At 70.2% G+C, this 18,255-nt stretch carries 14 protein-coding genes and 1 pseudogene; 5 read left to right on the top strand and 10 right to left on the bottom strand.

Features of this window, described 5'->3' with window-relative positions; genetic code table 11:
- Positions 1-251 precede the first annotated feature (251 nt).
- Both D7V93_RS16365 and D7V93_RS16360 read right to left on the bottom strand, forming a co-directional pair.
- Positions 252-1,073 carry a LytR/AlgR family response regulator transcription factor gene (locus tag D7V93_RS16365; protein WP_120644303.1) on the bottom strand — a complete coding sequence of 274 codons (822 nt, stop codon included), beginning with the start codon at positions 1,071-1,073 and terminating at the stop codon, positions 252-254.
- The gene (locus D7V93_RS16360; RefSeq protein WP_158623763.1) at positions 1,066-2,166 is read right to left on the bottom strand and encodes a sensor histidine kinase; all 1,101 of its coding nucleotides are present in this window, start codon (positions 2,164-2,166) and stop codon (positions 1,066-1,068) included. The genes D7V93_RS16365 and D7V93_RS16360 overlap by 8 nt, the downstream gene beginning before the upstream one ends.
- A 782-nt stretch (positions 2,167-2,948) precedes the next feature.
- Between D7V93_RS16360 and D7V93_RS16355 the strand changes: the two genes are divergently transcribed.
- Positions 2,949-3,728, top strand: a complete 780-nt coding sequence (locus D7V93_RS16355) for a hypothetical protein (protein ID WP_147451197.1) — start codon at positions 2,949-2,951, stop codon at positions 3,726-3,728.
- A 44-nt stretch (positions 3,729-3,772) separates the two neighbouring features.
- Here the strand turns inward: D7V93_RS16355 and D7V93_RS16350 are convergent, their stop codons facing one another.
- The 4 genes from D7V93_RS16350 to D7V93_RS16335 all read right to left on the bottom strand — a co-directional run bounded on the left by D7V93_RS16350 (position 3,773) and on the right by D7V93_RS16335 (position 10,204).
- Positions 3,773-5,641, bottom strand: coding sequence for an SBBP repeat-containing protein (locus tag D7V93_RS16350; RefSeq protein ID WP_120644300.1), 1,869 nt, complete (start codon positions 5,639-5,641; stop codon positions 3,773-3,775).
- A 133-nt stretch (positions 5,642-5,774) separates the two neighbouring features.
- The gene (locus tag D7V93_RS16345) at positions 5,775-6,479 is read right to left on the bottom strand and encodes a response regulator transcription factor (protein ID WP_120644299.1); all 705 of its coding nucleotides are present in this window, start codon (positions 6,477-6,479) and stop codon (positions 5,775-5,777) included.
- Entirely contained in the window at positions 6,476-8,326 is a 1,851-nt protein-coding gene (locus tag D7V93_RS16340) for a sensor histidine kinase (protein WP_120644298.1), read from the bottom strand. The genes D7V93_RS16345 and D7V93_RS16340 overlap by 4 nt, the downstream gene beginning before the upstream one ends.
- Positions 8,327-8,338: 12 nt before the next feature.
- The gene (locus tag D7V93_RS16335) at positions 8,339-10,204 is read right to left on the bottom strand and encodes a YfbK domain-containing protein (protein ID WP_120644297.1); all 1,866 of its coding nucleotides are present in this window, start codon (positions 10,202-10,204) and stop codon (positions 8,339-8,341) included.
- Positions 10,205-10,414: 210 nt separating this feature from the next.
- Here D7V93_RS16335 and D7V93_RS16330 point away from each other — a divergent pair, with 210 nt between their 5' ends.
- The 3 genes from D7V93_RS16330 (at position 10,415) to D7V93_RS16320 (ending at position 13,305) form a co-directional block, all read left to right on the top strand.
- Positions 10,415-12,034, top strand: a complete 1,620-nt coding sequence (locus tag D7V93_RS16330; RefSeq protein WP_120644296.1) for an NADP-dependent glyceraldehyde-3-phosphate dehydrogenase — start codon at positions 10,415-10,417, stop codon at positions 12,032-12,034.
- A 73-nt stretch (positions 12,035-12,107) separates the two neighbouring features.
- On the top strand, positions 12,108-12,605 hold the full coding sequence (locus tag D7V93_RS16325) for a 6-pyruvoyl trahydropterin synthase family protein (protein ID WP_120644295.1): 498 nt from the start codon (positions 12,108-12,110) through the stop codon (positions 12,603-12,605).
- Positions 12,598-13,305, top strand: coding sequence for an SDR family NAD(P)-dependent oxidoreductase (locus tag D7V93_RS16320; protein ID WP_120644294.1), 708 nt, complete (start codon positions 12,598-12,600; stop codon positions 13,303-13,305). Before D7V93_RS16325 ends, D7V93_RS16320 begins: the two co-directional genes overlap by 8 nt.
- A 4-nt stretch (positions 13,306-13,309) precedes the next feature.
- On the opposite strand, the gene queD is transcribed toward D7V93_RS16320, so the two are convergent.
- Together queD and D7V93_RS16310 are read right to left on the bottom strand one after the other, a co-directional pair.
- Positions 13,310-13,708 carry a 6-carboxytetrahydropterin synthase QueD gene (gene queD / locus D7V93_RS16315; RefSeq protein ID WP_120644293.1) on the bottom strand — a complete coding sequence of 133 codons (399 nt, stop codon included), beginning with the start codon at positions 13,706-13,708 and terminating at the stop codon, positions 13,310-13,312.
- Between the two features lie 80 nt (positions 13,709-13,788).
- Entirely contained in the window at positions 13,789-14,358 is a 570-nt protein-coding gene (locus D7V93_RS16310) for a hypothetical protein (protein ID WP_147451196.1), read from the bottom strand.
- Between the two features lie 63 nt (positions 14,359-14,421).
- Between D7V93_RS16310 and D7V93_RS16305 the strand changes: the two genes are divergently transcribed.
- Complete coding sequence (locus D7V93_RS16305; protein ID WP_120644291.1) at positions 14,422-16,134, top strand: PA14 domain-containing protein; 1,713 nt, start codon at positions 14,422-14,424, stop codon at positions 16,132-16,134.
- Between the two features lie 24 nt (positions 16,135-16,158).
- On the opposite strand, the gene D7V93_RS16300 is transcribed toward D7V93_RS16305, so the two are convergent.
- Both D7V93_RS16300 and D7V93_RS16295 read right to left on the bottom strand, forming a co-directional pair.
- On the bottom strand, positions 16,159-17,532 hold the full coding sequence (locus D7V93_RS16300) for an ankyrin repeat domain-containing protein (RefSeq protein ID WP_158623762.1): 1,374 nt from the start codon (positions 17,530-17,532) through the stop codon (positions 16,159-16,161).
- Between the two features lie 16 nt (positions 17,533-17,548).
- Positions 17,549-18,255, bottom strand: a pseudogene (locus D7V93_RS16295) (hypothetical protein); the annotation flags it as partial.

The raw sequence follows: 18,255 nt of genomic DNA, 5'->3' as shown, positions 1-18,255 counted from the left end.
GCTTCCCCCTGACATCCCGGCACGCTGGCCAGGGTCAGGGCGGCGGCCAGGAAGAGGCCTGTTCTGGAGGTGGGAACGCGCATGCGGTGCTCCTTGCAGCCATCGCTTCAGGTGACGGCCCGGGCGCTCTCGCGCGGGCTGCGCGAGCGTTGGGCCGTGCCGTCGTTGTACGGGCGCGGCCATGCGCGCCGTGAAGTGATGTGTCGGAACCGCTGGAGCGCGGGATGAAACGTCCGCCGGCTGGGACGAAGTCAGAACGACTGGCGCAGCAGGGCCTCCACCGCGGCCTTGCGGCCGGGGCTCAGTCGCAGCCGGGTCCCGTCGCGGAGCACCACCACCCAGCCTTTGTCCACGTCAGGCTCCAGCTCACGGATGCGGTCCACGTTGACCAGCACGGAGCGGTGGACGCGCACGAAGCGGCGCGGATCCAACCACTGCTCCACCTGGGCCAGCGTCTCGCGGAGCATGGGCTTCCGGGCCCCCGCGTGCAGCACCACGTAGTTGCCTTCCGCCTCGCACCAGTCCAGCTCCTCGACGGGGATGAGCAACACCTTGCCGCCCGTCTTCACCGCGATGCGCTCCACCGGACCGCCGCTGGAGGTCCGGGAGGGTTCGGGGGGCGGAGGTGGCGCCCGGTGCTGTTCGAGCAGGGAGGAGAGGTGTTTCAACAGCTCCCGGTCCCGGCCCTGGGCGCGCTGTTGCCGGGCTCGCTCCAGCGCGTCCCGGAAGCGCTGGTCGCTGAAGGGCTTGAGCAGGTAGTCCAGCGCGTTCGCCTCGAAGGCACGCACCGCGTACCGGTCGAAGGCCGTCACGAAGATGACGGGCGGCATCCGCTCCACGCCCACTTCGCGCAGGACGTCGAAGCCATCCACCTCTGGCATCTGCACGTCCAGGAACACCAGGTCCGGACGCTCCCGCAGGATGAAGTCCACGGCCTCGCGGCCTCCCTGGCATTCGTGCACGGCGGTGACTTCCGGCGCCTGGGCGAGCAGGTGTTTCACGCTGTCCCGGGCCAGCTGCTCGTCGTCCACCACCAGGACGCGCCAGCCTTCCCGACGGTCTGCTTCAAGCACGAGGACCCCGCGTCATGTCAGGCCTTCCCTCCACGAATGGCAGCTCCACCTTCGCCAGCACGCCACCGCCGGGCAGGTCCTCCAGCGTCAGACCATAGCGCTCGCCGTAGAGCTGCCGGATGCGGGCGCGGGTGTTGGCCACGCCGATGCCCGTGCCTCCGGCGCCTCCCGCCCGCAGGCCCGGCCCGTCATCCCGCACTTCGAGCAGCAGGCGGGGGCCCTGCCGCGTGGTGCTCACGTGCAGGTGGCCCTGGCCCGCGCGGCGGGCGATGCCGTGCTTGATGGCGTTCTCCACCAGCGGCTGGAGGATGAGGGCGGGCACCCGGGCCCGCAGCGTGTCTGGCGCGGGCGTCAGGTGGATCTCCAGGTGTCCGCCGAAGCGGAGCTGTTCGATGCCCAGGAAGCGCCGCACCAGCTCCAGCTCGTCCTCCAGCAGCACCTCGTGGTCTCCCCGGCCCTCCAGGCTCACGCGCAGCAGGTGTCCCAGCTCCGCCAGGGCCTCCACCGCCTCCGGGTTGCGCTGCTGGCGGACCAGCCCCGCCACCGCGTTCAGCGTGTTGAAGAGGAAGTGCGGATCCAGCTGTGCCCTCAGCGCCTGGAGCCGGGCCTCCGCGAGCTGGACCGCGAGGCGCGACTCCGCCAGCTCCCGCTCCCGCAGGCGCCGTGTCGTGCGCAGGGCGGTCCAGGCGGCGAGGAAGAGCAGGTACTCGAAGTAGCCCAGCGCGCCGCGCTCGAGCAGCAGTCGCCACACGCCTTGCGTGAAGGACACTCCGTGCACGCTCCATTGCTGGAGCGCCGCCAGGACCGGCGCGAGCAGCAGCACGTGCACCTGGACGAAGCCCGCTCCCGCGACCAGCAGCACGGACAGGTGGCGCGCCAGCCGGGGCGGTTCGGGGGGAACGCGTTGGAAGACGGCGAGCACCAGCGGCCCGAGCAGGGCCCAGGCGCTGTAGGGCACCAACGCGAGGGCGAGCTTGAAGAGGAAGTCGCGGGGCTCCTCGGCGTAGGCGCGCAGGGCATGGGGGACCGCGCCCAGGAAGCCCGCGGCCATGCCCCACAGCCAGACCCGCCGCATCGCGGACAGGCGCCTCACTACCTCCAGCGCTGCCCCGTGCGGCATGGTGTTCCTGGCACCCCCTGGGTTCGCAGCGTAGCGGAGGAACCATGTGCCGTGGGGGGCCGACGGGAAAGGGTGGGCCGCTTCGGCTAACGTCGCGCCCCGCCGTGACTCGAAGCTCCCCGGGGCCCGACCCCGATGAAGACCTGCCTGTGCGTTCGCCCGAGTTGCGAGACGGCACGCTGTACGTAGAGGGCGAGGATGACGCCGAGCCGTCCGCCGACGGTCGCGAGGCGCGTGGCCGCCGTGCATCCACGGTGCTCACCGCCCTGCTGGTGGCCGTGGGGCTCGCGCTGCCCGGTGTCGCGGTCTTTCTGCGGCGCCCGCCCGTTCCGCCCGTGCAGGTGGGACCGGGGCAGGGGGAACTGCTCCCGGCTTCGCCCGTCGTGCAGGGGGAACCGGCAGGAGCGATTGCACATCCTGGAGTGCCCACCGCTCCAACCGCATCCGAAGGCGCGATTGCGCGTCCTGGAGTGCCCGCCGCTCCAGCCGCATCAGAAGGCGCGATTACGCGTCCCGGATTGCCTACCGCTCCAGCCGCATCCGAAGGTGCGATTGCACAGCTTGGCGTGCCCACGTCGCCAGCCGCATCCGAAGGCGCGATTGCGCGTCCTGGATTGCCCACCGCTCCAGCCGCATCAGAAGGCGTGAATGCGCGCCCCGCGTCGCCCATCGCGCCATCCCCACCGGCGGGCGCCGTCGCGCGTCCGACGCCGTCTCCCTTGCCGAGAATCCTGGCCCGGGTGGAGCCGGGGCTCGTGGCGCCCGCGCGCCCGCTCCCGACCGCCCCGCCGGTCCAGGTCGAGCGACTGCGCGCGGTCATCGAAGACGCGAGGCTCCCACCCGCGGAGCGGTCCGCGGCGGCGTTGGTGCTGCTCGATGCCCATTCGAGCCGGGAGCGCTGGCGCTCGCTCGTCCGGGATGCGGACCTCGTCTCCCGTCTGGACCTGCCCCGTCATGAGGGACGCCTTCCGGCCGAGCAGGCCGCCTGGTTGCGGCTCTCCGCCCTGCGGAACCTGAACCAGTGGGACGCCGTGCTGGGTGACGGCCCTGCCTTCCTGCGGACGTATCCGGACAGCGCCCTGGCGCCCGCGGTGGACAGCCTCGTGCGGAGCACCGTCATCTCCCGCGCCTCGGTGGAGCAGGGCCGGCGGGAGATGCAGGCCGAGCTCCGTAAGGAGGAGGAAGAGGCCGCGCGGGAGATCGCCCGACTCGAAGGTCTTGGACAGCCCACCGAAGACGTCCGCCGGAGCCTCGACTTCCGACGATGCGACCTGCCGGGGACCGGGAGATTCTACCCGGAGGCACTCGCCCCCTGCCGTGCCTTCATCGCGAACTGGGGCGCGGGGAACACCTCCCAGGAACTCAATGAGTATCGGGATGCGCGGGGCCTGGAGATCGCCTCTCTCGTCGCCCTGCGCCGCTACACCGAGGCCCGCGAGCGGTTCGCCGCGTTCCTCGCCTCCGACCCCGAGGGCGAGCAGCGCACCCGCTCCCGCGCCATCGTCATGGGCATCCCCGCCGAAGCGGAGGAGTGACAGCGCGGCGGACCCCCGCCACCGCGCTGCCCTTCCGCTTCAACTCAAGGCGCCGCGAGCTTCGTCACGAACGTGTCGTACTGCCCCACGAGCACGTTGCCGTCGAAGTTCCCCTCCGTATAGCCGCCCAGATAGAGGTTGCCGTTGGACTCCCGGTTCACGCCATTGCTGTAGACGGGGGCCTGCCCTCCCGCCGCCAACACCGCAGGGTTCTGCTGGACCACCCACAGCCGGTTGCCCGCGGTGTCGAACTTCGCGACGTAGTTGTGCCCCTTGATGAACGTGGCGTTGGAGAGGTTGCCCACGTCTCCCTGCGCGCCGCCGCTCACATAGACACCCGTCGTGTCGATGAAGATGCCCGAGGCCCAGATGCCATTCGCCGCGCTGAATTCCCGGGTCCACAGCCGGTTGCCCGAAGGGTCGTACTTGGCCAGGTAGACATCCCCTCCCGTGGTGGGATTCGGATTCCCATCCAGCCCGCCGCCGCTCTGGCCCGTCAGATAGACATTGCCCGCCGCATCCGTCGCCGAGCCATACAGCCAGACGTTGTTGCCCGAGGACCCCAGCTGCCGGGTCCACTGCTTGTTGCCCGCGGCGTCGTACTTGATGACGAAGAAGTCCTGCACGCCCATCCGCGTGTTCCCATCCAGCCCGCCGTAGGTCCAGCCGGAGACATAGACATTGCCGGCCGCGTCGGTGGCCGCCCGCCGCCCAATCGTGTTCTGGCCCGCGGCGCCCGTCTGCCGGGTCCACTGTTTGGTGCCCGCGGCGTCGTACTTCGTCACGAAGGCATCCATGGTGCCGGTGAGCGTGTTCCCGTCCAGGCCGCCCGTGACGGTGCCCACGAGGAAGGCATTGTCCGCGGTGTCGACCGCGACGTCATAGCCCTCCGTGGAAGCTCCTGCCGCGCCAAGCTGCCGGGTCCACTGCCGGACGCCGGTGTAGCGGTACTTCGTCACGAAGGCCTCCCGGACGCCGACCTTCGGCGTGCCATCCATGGACCCATCCGTGAACCCGCCCACGTAGATCTCCTCCCAGGTCCGGTTCGTCGCGATGCCGTAACCCAGGGTGACGCTGCCCGGCGCGCCGAGCTGGAGCGACCAGATGCGGTTGCCGTTCCAGTCGCGCGCGTTGAGGAAGGCATCCATTCCCCCGATGAGCGGGTTGCCGTCCAGGCCGCCCGTCGTGAAGCCCGTGATGTAGGAGCGTCCGGCCGGGTCTCCCACGAGGTCGTGCACGCGCACGGGGACCCCCGCCACGCCGGAGGTCCGCGTCCACAGGGCCGTGACGGGATTCGTGATTCCATCGCTCACGCAGCTGATCAACTCCAGACGGTTGAGGGAGATGACGACCACGCCCGCGCGGGTGTCGTTGTCATCCGTCACGTTCAGGCGGTACTGGCTGTAGGACGCGGGCGCGGCCAGCGTGAACTCACGCCGCTCGAAACCGCCCCAGTTCGTCTGGTTCGTGCGCGTATCCAGCACCACCCACGACGAACCGTTCCAGCCCTGGAACGTCCAGTCCTTCGGCGCGCGCGTGGTGAGGCTGGGCCCGTTGGCGAAGGCAAGGGCATAACGGTGGATCGCCGCGGTGCCGGCGGGCACCTGATAGCCGATCCATGCGGGCGTCTGGTTCACCGCGGAGATCCACAGCGAGCCGTTGTTCGCGTCGAACGCCTGCCAGGCCTCGTAGGAGGCGCTGTAGACTCCCGAACGCGTCACGCTGCCCGAAGGGGTCGTGGAGCCCGTCATGGCCGGCACCGCGATGGCGCAGGTGGTGAGGGCCTGGGGGGTGGACTGGATTGCCTCCCCGGGCCCGGGGTCCGGGACGTCCTCGCCCTGGCAGCCGGGGAGGGACGTCAGGACGAGCGTGCTCGCAAGGAAGGTGCTTCGGACAGCGCTGAAGACTTTCACGGTGACTCCTCGGGAGTCGTGCGAAGGGCGCACGACGCACCCCGAGGAGTAGCCGTCCGCTTCAGGGCGACGGGGCGTTATGTGACGAAACCGCCGGGGCGAGGGACGAAAGCACCGGGCGGGGTGACAGGACTCAGGAGCCCTTCTCCACCTCCAGCCGGTAGCCCACGCCGCGCACCGTCTGGAGGGAGAAGCGCGACGCGCTGGTCCACTTCAGCTTGCGCTTCAGGCTGGAGACGAAGTTGTCCACCGTGTGCGGATCCACCACCACATCCGTGCCCCAGACGGCGTCCAGGATTTCATCGCGCCGCAGTGCCCGTTCGCGCTCGCGCACGAAGAAGGCCAGCAGGTCGAACTCCTTGCGCGTCAGGTCCACCTCCGCGCCCTCCGGCGTCTCCACCCGGCGCCGGTCCAGGTCCACGCTGTAGCCGGCGAAGCGCAGCAGCTTCGCGGGAGTGACGCCCGAGCGCTTCACCTGGGCGCCCACCCGCGCCAGCAATTCGCGCAGCCGGTAGGGCTTGCCCAGGTAGTCCTGCGCCCCCACCTCGAAGCCTCGCACCACGTCCTCCTCCAGCGTGCGCGCGGTGAGCATCAGCACCGGCACGGTGGAGCCCTCCTCGCGCAGCGCGCGGCACAACGAATAGCCGTCGCCGTCCGGGAGCATCACGTCCAGGAGGATGAGCTGGAAGTCGCGGCGGGCCAGGTGCTCGCGCGCCTCCTTCACCGTGGCGGCCTCCTCCACGGCGTAGCCCCCCTGGTGCTCCAGGTTGTCACGCAGCGCGAGCCGCAGGTTCGGGTCGTCCTCCACGACGAGGAGGGTGGGGGTGTTGGGGCTCATGCGGTGCTCGGGCTCCGTGCTCCGGAGGGGTACTCGGGAAGGGTCAACTCGAAGGTGGTGCCGTCCGCGCTGGAGGCCGCCACGCGCAGCGTGCCCCCGTGCAGCCGGGCGATGCGCCGGCACAGCGCGAGCCCCAGCCCGCTGCCGGGCACCTCGCGGCCGCCGCGGCCGGACAGCCGGTAGAACTCGCCGAAGACGCGCTCCCACTCGGCCTCCGGGATGCCGGTGCCGTTGTCCGTGAAGCGCACCCGGCCCCCCGGCAGCGTCGCCACGTGCAGGCGCACGGGGCTGCGGGTGTTGTACGCGCAGGCGTTGCGCGCCAGGTTCGCGAGCAGCAGCCGCAGGAGCTGCGCGTCCGCGTTCAACTCGCGCTCGTCCACGTCCGCCGTCAGCTCCACCGGCACCGGGGCCCCCGACTCCAGGTCCCGCCGCAGCCCGGACACCAGCTCGTCCAGGCGCACCGGCGCGAGCCTCGGCACCCAGCGGCCCTTGTCGATGCGGTTGAAGGACAGCAGGTTCTCCACCAGGAAGCCCAGCCCGTCCGCCTCGCGGATGATGCGCGCCGGGTAGTCCTTCGCGTCCGCGCCCTCCGCCACCCGCCACTCCAGCGTCTCCGCGAGCAGGCGGATGGAGGCCAGCGGCGTGCGCAGCTCGTGCGACACCGTGGCCACGAAGTCGCTCTTCAGCTCCAGGAAGCGGTACTTGCGGTGCTGCGCCACGAAGGCCAGCGCCGCGATGGTGAGCGCCAGCGCCGCGCACAGCGCCAGCATCAGCGACTTGAGCCGGTAGCGACTCTCCAGCGCCGCCTCACCTTGCGCCCACGCGGGCGACTCCACCGCCACCGGCAGCGCCGCGAGCGACAGCACCGGAGCGTTCCCCGGCAGCGCCACGCGCCCGTCCGCCTCCAGCAGCCCGCGCTCCCGCATCTCGCGGGTGAGCCCCTCCAGCAACCCGGGCAGGTCCAACGCCACGCCGCGCACGCCGCGCGGTTCCACGGGCTCCAGGTACCAGCCGGCGCGCACCACCAGGGGCTCCGGGACGGCCTCGGGCAGCTCCAACGGCGTGGCGGCCAGCTCCCGGGCCCGCGCCTCGAAGTCCGCCACGGGCACGCCCACGCGCACGGAGAGCGCCGCCACCCGTTCGCGCAGGAAGTCGAAGTCCTCCCGCGTGAAGCGCGAGCGCTTGAGCAGGACCCACCGCTGCATGCCCTCCAGCCGTCCTCCGCCCTGACCGTCCAGCAGCCCGTCGCGCACCAGCCCCCGCATCAGGTCCGGCACCACGTCGCCCCGCGCCGCCACGTCCTCGAGCACCACCAGCAGCGACGGCAGGTCGCGCGTGGACGCGAGCACGAAGCGGGTCCGGTGCCGCAACAGCGCCATCACCGCCAGCAGGGTGCCCTTGCGGTCCTTCGCCGCCAGCGCCCGCTCCACGCTGATCATCTGCTCCAGCCGCTCCCGCCAGGGCCCCTCGTCCTCGTCCGCGACCTCCGTGCCCGCGCGCAGCCTCGCGTAGCGCTCCTTCGCGGGCGCGTCCCCGGCCGTGTCGAAGAGGGTCAGCCGGGGCAACAGTTGTTCGCCCTGCTCGCGCAGGTACAGCCCCGGTGCGGCCATCAGCGGGTCCTCCTTCGCTGCCTCCAGGGTGGGGCGCGCGGCCTCCATCCCCTCGCGCAGCGCCTGTCCCAGCGAGACGCGGGCGTACTGCTCCAGGGCCTCGCGCCGGGACTGGAGCGAGGCCCGCGCATCCTCGCGCTCGGTGGCGAAGATGCGGTGGAGTTGGCCCAGGCCGACCCCGAGCCCGGCGAGGCCGAGCACGAGGGCGACGAGGGTGGGCAGCAGCCTGCGGATCATTCGGGCGGGGCCTTACTTGATGGTGGGGACGCGGTCGGCGTCCATCGTGCGCACCGGCGCGAAGGACTCGAAGCGGTCCGCACGTCGGTCCAGCGTCCGGGCCGAGCGGATGAGCGTCCCCAGCTCCACCACGTCCGGCCGGGCCTTCATCGGCGCGCCCAGCTCCTCCCACAGCGACACGAGCGCATCGTAGGTGAGCGGCCGCGCCCAGTAGGACCCGCGCAGCTTCTCCGCGAAGGCGGCCGCGACGTAGGACAGGCGCGTGGGGGCCGCGGCCTGCTCATAGGCCGGACGCAGCAGCACGGAGGGCATCGCCTTCTCGATGAGCTGCGACTTGCCACCCTGGGGCGCCTTGTAGCGGATGCGCAGCGTGCCGAAGGAGGTCTGGGACGGGGCGCGCAGCTTCACCTCGTAGAGGGCGGTGACGGCGTGGCCCGCGCCCACCTCGCCCGCGTCCACGGTGTCGTCCGCGAACTGCTGCTTGGTGAGCAGCCGGTTCTCGTAGCCAATCAGGCGGTAGCGGGACACGGTCTTGCGGTCGAACTCCACCTGGATCTTCACGTCCTTGGCCACCACCTGGAGCGTGCCAGTGAGGTTCTGCACGAAGATGCGGCGGGCCTCGTCCAGCTTGTCCACGTAGGCGTAGTTGCCTTCGCCCACCTGTGAGAGCCGCTCCATCAGCACGTCGTTGTAGTTGCCCATGCCAAAGCCCACGGTGGACAGGGTGATGCCCGTCGCCGCCTGCGCCTTCACCCGGTCCCAGATGCCATCCGCCTGGGTGATGCCGTTGTTCGCCACGCCATCCGAGCAGAGGATGATGCGGTTGATGCCGCCCTCCACCAGCTGGCTCGCGGCCAGCGCGTAGCCCATTTCAATCCCAGCCTGCGCGTTGGTGGAGCCTTCCGAGTGGAGGCTGTCGATGGCCGCCAGCAGCTCCTGCTTCCGGGTGGCGTTGGTGGGTGCGAGCACCTGCCGGGCCTCGCTGCCGTAGACCACGATGGACACCCGGTCCCGTTCATCCAATGCATCCACGAGGAGCCGCAGCGACTGCTTCACCAGCCCGAGCCGGTTCTCCATGTCCATGGACCCGGACACGTCGATGACGAACACCAGGTGGCTGGGTTTGCGCTGGGCCCGCGACACCTCGCGCGCCTTCACGCCGATGTGCACCACCTGGTAGCCCTTGCGCGCGGGGGACGGGAAGCCCTCCACGCTCACGCTGAAGGGCGCGTCCGGGACGACGATGTGCATGTACGGAAGGGCCCAGGCCGGAGCACGCTGCCGGTCGCTGGTGCCCGACGCGGTGGTGCTCACCGACTCGCTCGTGCTCCGTCCGTCCACCACGTATCCGCCCGTGCCACGGGAGAGCTCGGCCAGGGATTCGTAGCTGCGCGCGCCTCCCTTGCCCGCCGGGCGAGCCACCGCGATGCGCTTGATGAACTCCTCGTCGATGTTCACGCCCATGTTCGTGGAGCCCACGTCGATCGTCGGCGGGGCGCCGATGACTTCGACGCTATGCGAGAAGCTGTCAGGCAGCAGCTCCACGTTCACGCGGATGGTGCGGTTGCGGAGCAGCTGGATTTCCGGCCGTGCGTACGGCTTGAACGACTCCTTCTCGAAGCGCAGCGTGTAGACGCCCGGGGGGAGCTGGGGGATGCGGTAGTTCCCCTGCGTGTCCGTGACCACGGTCTGCTCCCCCTGCATGGCGGGGGAGGTCGCGGTGACGACCACGTCAGCGACGGGCTTCTTCGTGCTGGAGTCGATGACCGTGCCGATGATGACGCTCGTGCCCACGGTGCCCGCGTCGGGCTGGGCCAGCACGGGCGCTGCGAACAGCATCAGGAGCGTGGACAGGGAGCTGCGAAGGAGGGACTTCATCGTGGGCCACCTCGGTGCATCAGGGTGGAGCCATCATCCCGATGCACCCCGCATCGAACCGCACGGGGGGCTCGTCTCCTCATCATGGTTTCATCATGACGGGAACCGGGGCCCGGGCGCGAGCGTCCGGGGAGGCCCACACCCACATCCCGCGGGCGACGCATGCGGGATGTCGTGCCGGTGTCGGGAGGCTTCGTTAAAAGGGCGCCCATGACGACGGCACTCGACGACCTCTTCCCCACCGACGCGCAGATTCCTCCCGGCGTGCGGCTCCCCGCGTACCTCGAGCAGCGCGAGTACCTGGTCGGAGGCGAGCTGCGCGTCTGGCCGGGCGAGCTCAACCCGGTGCAGAGCCCGGTGTTCGTCCGGACCCCTGAGGGGCTCCAGCAGAAGGTCATTGGCGCGACCCCGCTGCTCACCTCGCGCGAGTCCCTGGACGCGCTCGCGGCGGCGGTGAAGGCCTACGACCTGGGCCGCGGCGTGTGGCCGACCCTGCGGGTGGCCGAGCGCATCGAGCACGTGGAGCGCTTCCTGGTGGCGATGCGCGCCCAGCGCACGGCGGTGGTGAACCTCCTCATGTGGGAGATTGGCAAGCCGCAGCCAGACTCGGAGAAGGAGTTCGACCGCACCGTCGACCTGATTGTCGAAACCATCCGCGCGCTCAAGGAACTGGACCGCACCTCGTCCCGCTTCATCCAGGACCAGGGCATCATGGCGCAGATCCGCCGGGCGCCCATGGGCGTGGCGCTGTGCATGGGCCCGTACAACTACCCGCTCAACGAGACCTTCAGCACGCTGTTCCCCGCGCTGCTGATGGGCAACACGGTGGTGTTCAAGCCGGCGAAGTTCGGCGTGCTGCTGGTGCGCCCGCTGCTGGAGGCGTTCCGCGACTGCTTCCCGCCCGGCGTCATCAACATCATCTACGGCCGGGGCCGTGAGACGGTGGGCGCGCTGATGGAGAGCGGCAAGGTGGATCTGTTCGCCTTCATCGGCACCAACAAGGGCGCGAGCGAGCTCAAGCGCATGCACCCGCACCCGCACCGCTTGAAGTCGGTGCTGGGGCTGGATGCGAAGAACCCGGCCATCATCCTGGAGGACGCGGACCTGGACAACGCGGTGAAGGAGTGCGTCACCGGCACGCTGTCCTTCAACGGCCAGCGGTGCACGGCGCTCAAGCTGCTCGTGGTGCACCGGAGCATCGTCGACGTGTTCCTGGAGAAGTTCACCGCCGCCGTGGACAAGCTCAAGCCCGGCATGCCGTGGGACCCGGGCGTCGCCGTCACGCCCCTGCCGGAGCCGGGCAAGGCGGCCTTCCTCCAGGGGCTGGTGGACGACGCGGTGTCCAAGGGCGCCCGCGTGGTGAACAAGACGGGCGGCCAGTCGTCGCGGTCGTTCTACGCGCCCACGGTGGTGTACCCCGTGACGAAGGACATGCGGCTCGCGGGCGAGGAGCAGTTCGGCCCGGTGGTGCCGGTGATGGTGTTCGACGAGGACGACGAAGCCGTGCGACTGGTGGTGGAGTCGCACTTCGGCCAGCAGCTCAGCCTCTTCGGGAAGGACTCGGCGCGCATCGGCCGGTTCATCGACGCGTTCTCCAACCAGGTGGGGCGCATCAACCTCAACTGCCAGTGCCAGCGCGGGCCGGACACGTTCCCGTTCAACGGCCGCAAGGACTCCGCGGAGGGCACCCTGTCCGTGGCGGACGCGCTGCGCGTGTTCTCCATCCGCACGCTGGTGGCGACGAAGACGACGCCGGACAACACCACCCTGGTGCAATCCATCCTCACCCGGCGTGAGTCGGATTTCCTCACCACGGACTTCCTCTTCTAGTCGTCCCGAAAACGGAGGGCGGACGGAGCGGTTCCGCTCCCTCCGCTCTTGGTGCTAAGCCCTGCGCCATCCCATGGCGCGCACAACGACCATCGAGCTGCACAAAGAAGAGATGAAGTTCTCCGCGGGGCACTTCACCATCTTCTCCGCCACGCACCGCGAGAACCTGCATGGGCACAACTTCTCCGTCTACGTCGCGCTGACGGGCGAGGTGTCCGAGGACGGCCTGCTCGCGGACTACGGCCCGCTCAAGCAGGCCGTGATTGCCCGGTGCAAGGCCTGGAACGAGACCTTCTTCCTGCCCGGCCGCTCGCGGCACCTGCGGCTGGAGAAGGACGCGAACGGGAACCACGTGGCGCACTTCAACGGCGAGGAGCTGCGCTTCCTCGCGCGCGACGTGACGGTGCTGCCCGCGGCCAACGTGACGCTGGAGGAGCTGGCGCGCGTCTTCGGCGAGGAGCTGGTGGGGGACGGCACCGCGATGGCGCGCGACCGCATCACGGAGCTGGTGGTGAAGTGCGCTTCGGGCCCCGGACAGTGGGCCACCTGGGAGTGGAAGCGGAATGGCTGACTGGGCCCTCATCACCGGCGCCAGCCGGGGCATCGGAGAGGCGACGGCGGCGCGCTTCCAGCAAGCGGGCTGGCGCGTGATGAACGTGTCGCGCAAGCCGTGCCCGGTGCTGGGCGTGGTGAACGTGGCGGTGGACCTCGCCGTCCCGGGGTGGGAGGCGAAGCTCGCCCCCGCGCTCGAGGCTGGACCGGGCACGGGCGGCGGACGGCTCTGCGTGGTGCACAACGCCGCGCTCTACGAGCATGACGACGCGCTCAGCATGGACGCGGACCACCTGCGCCGCGTGCTGGAGGTCAACGTCGTCGCCCCCCTGGTGCTCAACCGCCTGGCGCGGCCGCTGCTCACGGACGGCTCCTCCATCCTCTACGTCGGCTCCACGCTGTCGGAGAAGGCGGTGAAGGGCGTGGCGTCCTACGTGACGACCAAGCACGCGCTCGTCGGGATGATGCGGGCCACCTGCCAGGACCTCGCGGGGACGCGGATCCACACCGCGTGCGTCTGCCCGGGGTTCACCGACACGGAGATGCTCCGCGAGCACCTGGGCCCGGACGCGGCGGTCCGCGCGAGCGTGGAGGGGATGACGACGTTCGGGCGGCTCATCGCGCCCGGGGAGATCGCGGACGTCCTCTTCACCTGCGCCACCACCCCCGTCCTGAATGGCGCGGTCCTCCACGCCAACCTGGGTCAGGTGGAGCGCTGACGCGTCAGTCCTCGGCGGGGAACACCGTGCACGAGGACGTGCAGGTCTCCGCGACGCGGATGCGCGCGATGCGGGTGCCGGGGATGAACAGGCGCTCGAAGAGCCACGCGGCCAGCAGCTCGCTCGTGGGGTTCTCCAGGCCGGGCACGTCGTTGAGCAGCTGGTGGTCGAGCTGCGCGTGGATCGGCTGCCAGGCCGCGTTCAGCTCCGCGAAGTCGACGATCCACCCGAGCTGCGGGTGCACGGGGCCGCGGATGGTGATCTCGATGCGGTAGCTGTGGCCATGCACCCGGGAGCACTTGTGCCCCACGGGGACGTTGGGCAGGCGGTGCGCGGCCTCGAAGGTGAACTCCTTCGAGATTTCAGTGACGAGGGTGGGCTTCTTCAAGGGGACGGCCTCCATGACGGCGGCCTTGTACCTGTGATCCCCACCCCCGTCCATCGGACGGAGCGGGTGCCCCGGGGGCCTGGACGCCGGGCCGCCTACTGGCGGAACGCGGTGAAATGGCTGGTCACGCTGCATTTCTCCGCCGCGTCCCGGCTGTGGAAGGAGAGCCAGCCTGAGTAGCGCAACGGCTGGGTGGCGGTCCGCGCCTCCTCTGAAAAATCGCCCATGACGGTGATGGCAATCCCGGTGCCGTCCGGCGCCGTGGTCTCGGTCGAGAGCTGGAGGCTCGTGTTGGTCGACTCGTAGAGGGTGCCGGTCAGCCTGTGGTCGAGGAGTTGCCCGCTGACGTAGCCGCTGTTGCCCTCACGCTCGATGACCAGCACCGTGGGCAGCGTCAGGCCCAGGTCCGAGCAGCTCCGCGGCACCGGGTTGTCCATCACGAACCTCAGGGCGTACGTGCCCTGGATGTTACAGCCTTCTTCGCAGTCCGGGACGCTGCTGCTCCCACATCCCGGGTTGCCCATCCCGCTCCCCATGGTCATCACGCCCACCACCAGGAGCAGTGGGATGCACAGGCGCTTGAAGAGGCTGGGGTGACGGACACTGCCGGTGGACGTGTCGTGCATGGGCGCAAGATTACCCGGAATCACATGTTTGGACGTCATGACCCTTCTCTCGCGGAAGGCGGCGGCACACGCTGATGTCTCCTTCTTCACCGTGGAGTCCTGATGCGTCGTTCTCTTGTTTCACGTGCCCTGGTGGGCACGGTGGTGGTCGCCACCCTGATGGCGTGCGGTCCTTCGTCCGAGCCCGTGGAGTCCGTGGCGCCCAGGTCCGAGGCGCAGGGGCTGCTGACCTCGTCCAACGGCCTGGTCACCCTGGATGCCGTGGGCACCGGCCGGTCCTACACCTTCGCCACGGCGCAGACGGGCACGCAGCTCTACATCGACCGGACGTACAGCATCACCGGCCTGTCCTCGCGGCTCCAGGGCGGGGTGCTGCTCCAGGCGGCGAATGACGACAAGCTCTACACCGGCGCGTCGCAGGTGCAGCTGAGGCTGAACTCCGCCGCCACCGTCTACGTGGCCATGGACCGGCGCAACACGGTGCTGCCCGCATGGCTGGCGGACGGCACCTGGGCGCTCACCGACGAGGTGTTCGCCACCAACGACCCCTCCGCGACCACGTCCAGCTCCTCCACCCCGATGAAGGTGTACGTGAAGTCCGTGCCCACCGGGACACTGGTCCTGGGCGGCGGCATGGCCTCTCCGGCGCAGGGCACCAACGCGCAGTACGCGGTCGTCATGAAGTTCGCCACGTCGGAGCCCGGTGTGGTGGCGCGCTACTTCCCCAACCTCCGGATGCAGGGCGTGCCGGTGCTGCGCCACCTGTCCACCGTGGACCTGAACCCCGGGACGGCCGCGCCCGTGCCCGGCATCCCCGCGGACTTCTTCGGTGTGCGCATCGAGGGCTCCGTCACGCCCGCCTTCACGCAGACGTACACCTTCCGCACCTCCGCCAGCGGCGGCGTGCGCCTGTGGGTGAACGGCCAGCTCCTGGTGGATGACTGGTTCGAGCACGCCGTCGAGCAGCACTCGGGCAGCATCCCGCTCGCGGCGGAGATTCCCGCCAGCCTGGTGCTGGAGTTCTTCGACGCGGAGGCCGCGGCGTCCGTGCTGCTCCAGTGGCAGAGCGCCAGCCAGCCCTGGCAGACCGTGCCCGTCTCCCGCCTGCAGGCGCCAGCGCTGCCCCTGTCGCGGCCGCTGGGGGCCCACTGCACGGCGGACACGCAGTGCCGCTCCAGCCGGTGCAGCGTGTACCCGGTGGGCAACGTCACCATCTGGAACGAAGGGGACGCCGTGTGCACGCCCGAGGTCTTCGAAGGGCAGCCCGGCGTGAAGGCCGAGTACTTCACCTCCGAGTTCCTCTACAACCGCGCCGTCGTGCGACAGGAGGGCTTCGTGGGGACCTTCTGGGGCGCCACGGCTCCGGCGCCCGGCGTGCCCGCGGATCGCTGGTCCGCGCGCTGGTCCGCCACGCTCACGGCGCCGGCCACCGGCACGTACACGCTGCGCACCAACACGGAGGACGGCGTGCGGCTGTGGTTGGACGGCGCGCTGCTCGTGGACAACTGGTTGGAGGAGGAGGGCGGACAGGCGCACGACGTCGCGGTGTCGCTGACGGCGAACAGCGCGCACGCGCTGGTGATGGAGTTCTTCGAGGGCTACGGCAACGCCCACGCCCAGCTGTCGTGGACGGGCCCGGGCCTTCCCTGGCAGACCGTCACCACCGGGCTCACCACGCCGCCGCACTTCACGTGCCGGCCCCTGGGCTCGCAGTGCCGCTCCAACGAGGACTGCTGCGGCGCCTACTGCTCCGTGTACCCGGTGGGCAACGTCACCATCTGGAACGAGGGCGCCACGGTGTGCAGCCCCCGGTGAAGGGCTGACGCGCGCACCGGTGTTTCACCGGGTCCTGGTGTGAGGGAACTTCAACACCGGGGCCCTGGCGGGAGGGAGCTTCAGCCCCGCCATCCGCAGCGGTTGCTCGAAAGCGGGATGCTCGATCAGCTGGCGACGGAGGAAGAACCACTCCTTCTCGTCGTTGTCGCGGATGAGGACCCCGCCTGCTCGAAGCGCATGGAAGATGCGCACGGACTGCATCTCCGAACAGGGGGGCTGCGTGCGCATCACCTGCGCGTAGAGCGTGGTGCCCCGACCGGGAGGCGTGTCCCAGGGGGCCTTGCTGGCGAGCAGCAGCGCCACCGCCCGTGGATGGCAGGATCCCACGGCGGTCTGGAGGACGGTGGCACCGCCGAGGCTCCTGGCATTGACGTCCGCTCCTGCCTTCAACAGCAGCTCCAGGAGCGACACGTCTTCCTCATGCCGCTGGAGCCTCTGGAGGGCCCGGAACAGGGGCAGGTCCCCGCGCTGCGCCTGCCTGTTCGGATCCGCGCCCGCCTTCAGCAGTGCCCGGACGATGTCCCCGTGCCCCTGCTCCACGGCCGCGCTCAGCGGTGTGTCCTCCAGGTCGTCCCCCTCGTCGTCAGGAGAGGCCCCTGCCTGGAGGGCCCGCCCCACCAGCCCGGTGAGGCCCTCTCTCGCCAGGTCGACGAGCGGCGGCTCCACCCCCGCGTCCATCAGGAGGCCCAGCATGGCCACATCCTCGTGGCTCAAGGCCTGGGCCATCCACCCCTTGCCGGAGGTCATGACATGGCGTGGAGCCAGCGGGCGGACCCCCTTCAACACGGCGCGCATCAGGGCAAGGTCCTTGCGCTCCAGGGCGATGCGCACCGCGGCGTCGATCACGTCAGGCTGCACCGTGCCGTGCGCCTGCTTTGCCAGCCGTGAGACCCTGGTGGAGGGGCCTGCCTCGGCGGCGGCGAGGAAGTCCGCTTCGCCCAGACAGTCCGGGTGGGGCTGAACGCCCAGGGACACCAGGCGCTTCTCGGTGGTCTTCAGGTGCTTCCAGCGGGCGAAGCAGAGCGCGGTCCACCCCTTTGGTTGCCAGTCAAGCCAGTCCGCGGAATGTCTGGGAACGGCCAGCGAGGCATCCGCTCCTGCGTCCAGCAGGATGCTCGCGGCCTCCTCGTCGCCCTGCTGGCACGCGAACATCAGCGGCGAGACATGGCGCGAGTCCGGCAGGAGGCCCGGCGTGTTCCTGGGGCTGCCCTTCATCAGCAGCTCGCGCAGGAGATTGTGATTGCGCTGTCGGAGGGCCTCCATGACAGGGGTGTCACGGGGGTTGTTACGGATTGTAGTCGCGTCCGCGGAAGGGCTTCCCGCCAGGAGTACGAGCAACGCAAGACAGCACGGCAGCTGGAGGCAACGGGAGGGCATGGGAGGCTCCAGGAGGTCAGGGACGCAGCAGCTTGTCCAACCGCCCATCCTTCGTCTGGAGGGCGAGCGCTTCGAGACAGGCTTCGCGGGAGGACTCCTTCACCTGCGACCTTCCACGCCGCTCCAATTCCAGACATCGCATCAGGTCCAGGTCGAAGGCGGTGAAGGGCTCGATGCTCGTGGCGTCGCGGAGCTCCTCCACCGAGTCGCGTCCGAAGACGGCGCGGGCCCATTCCACCATGCACCCGCGGAGCCGCTCCGGATCGCGCTGGGTGTCCAGGCACTGGCCCGGCCGCGTGAGCCTCGGGGGACCGTGGGGATTCCCCTTCCCGGGTCCCTCGGGGTGATTGCCGCGGTAGAGGATCTTCCGCCGTTGCGGGGTGACCGCGCAGTCCTCGGGACAGTTGCAGCGCTGCTCCAGGGAGCTGCACACGCCATCGCCGCAGGGCATGCAGCGCGGCCGGTGGTCCGTGCCGTGCTCCGCATCACACGTCCCTTCCGTCACCCTTCCACACCGCGCGATCAGCCCCGGGCAGCAGGCCACCTCCCCGGCGGAGTACCCCTCGCCACCACACGTCGGGGCCTGCGTGCCGCGTCGCGATGTGCAGAAGGGCTCGCCATCGCAGTAGACGGCCTGGTGGCACACGTCGGGGAACTCGGCGCAGCGCTCCACGGGCAATCCCTCGCACCAGACGTCCGGCGAGGGGCGGGACGCGTCAACGG

The sequence above is a fragment of the Corallococcus llansteffanensis genome (assembly GCF_003612055.1).
Classification (GTDB): Bacteria; Myxococcota; Myxococcia; order Myxococcales; family Myxococcaceae; genus Corallococcus; species Corallococcus llansteffanensis.
The sequence above is the reverse complement of the archived record's forward strand: the minus strand, read 5'-3'. Positions and strand labels throughout refer to the sequence as shown.

Coding starts and splice junctions, on each gene's coding strand:
- D7V93_RS16345 (WP_120644299.1), bottom strand. CDS start 6,479: ATGAGCCCCAACACCCCCACCCTCCTCGTCGTGGAGGACGACCCGAAC.
- D7V93_RS16340 (WP_120644298.1), bottom strand. CDS start 8,326: ATGATCCGCAGGCTGCTGCCCACCCTCGTCGCCCTCGTGCTCGGCCTC.
- D7V93_RS16335 (WP_120644297.1), bottom strand. CDS start 10,204: ATGAAGTCCCTCCTTCGCAGCTCCCTGTCCACGCTCCTGATGCTGTTC.
- D7V93_RS16330 (WP_120644296.1), top strand. CDS start 10,415: ATGACGACGGCACTCGACGACCTCTTCCCCACCGACGCGCAGATTCCT.
- D7V93_RS16325 (WP_120644295.1), top strand. CDS start 12,108: ATGGCGCGCACAACGACCATCGAGCTGCACAAAGAAGAGATGAAGTTC.
- D7V93_RS16320 (WP_120644294.1), top strand. CDS start 12,598: ATGGCTGACTGGGCCCTCATCACCGGCGCCAGCCGGGGCATCGGAGAG.
- queD (WP_120644293.1), bottom strand. CDS start 13,708: ATGGAGGCCGTCCCCTTGAAGAAGCCCACCCTCGTCACTGAAATCTCG.
- D7V93_RS16310 (WP_147451196.1), bottom strand. CDS start 14,358: ATGACGTCCAAACATGTGATTCCGGGTAATCTTGCGCCCATGCACGAC.
- D7V93_RS16305 (WP_120644291.1), top strand. CDS start 14,422: ATGCGTCGTTCTCTTGTTTCACGTGCCCTGGTGGGCACGGTGGTGGTC.
- D7V93_RS16300 (WP_158623762.1), bottom strand. CDS start 17,532: ATGCCCTCCCGTTGCCTCCAGCTGCCGTGCTGTCTTGCGTTGCTCGTA.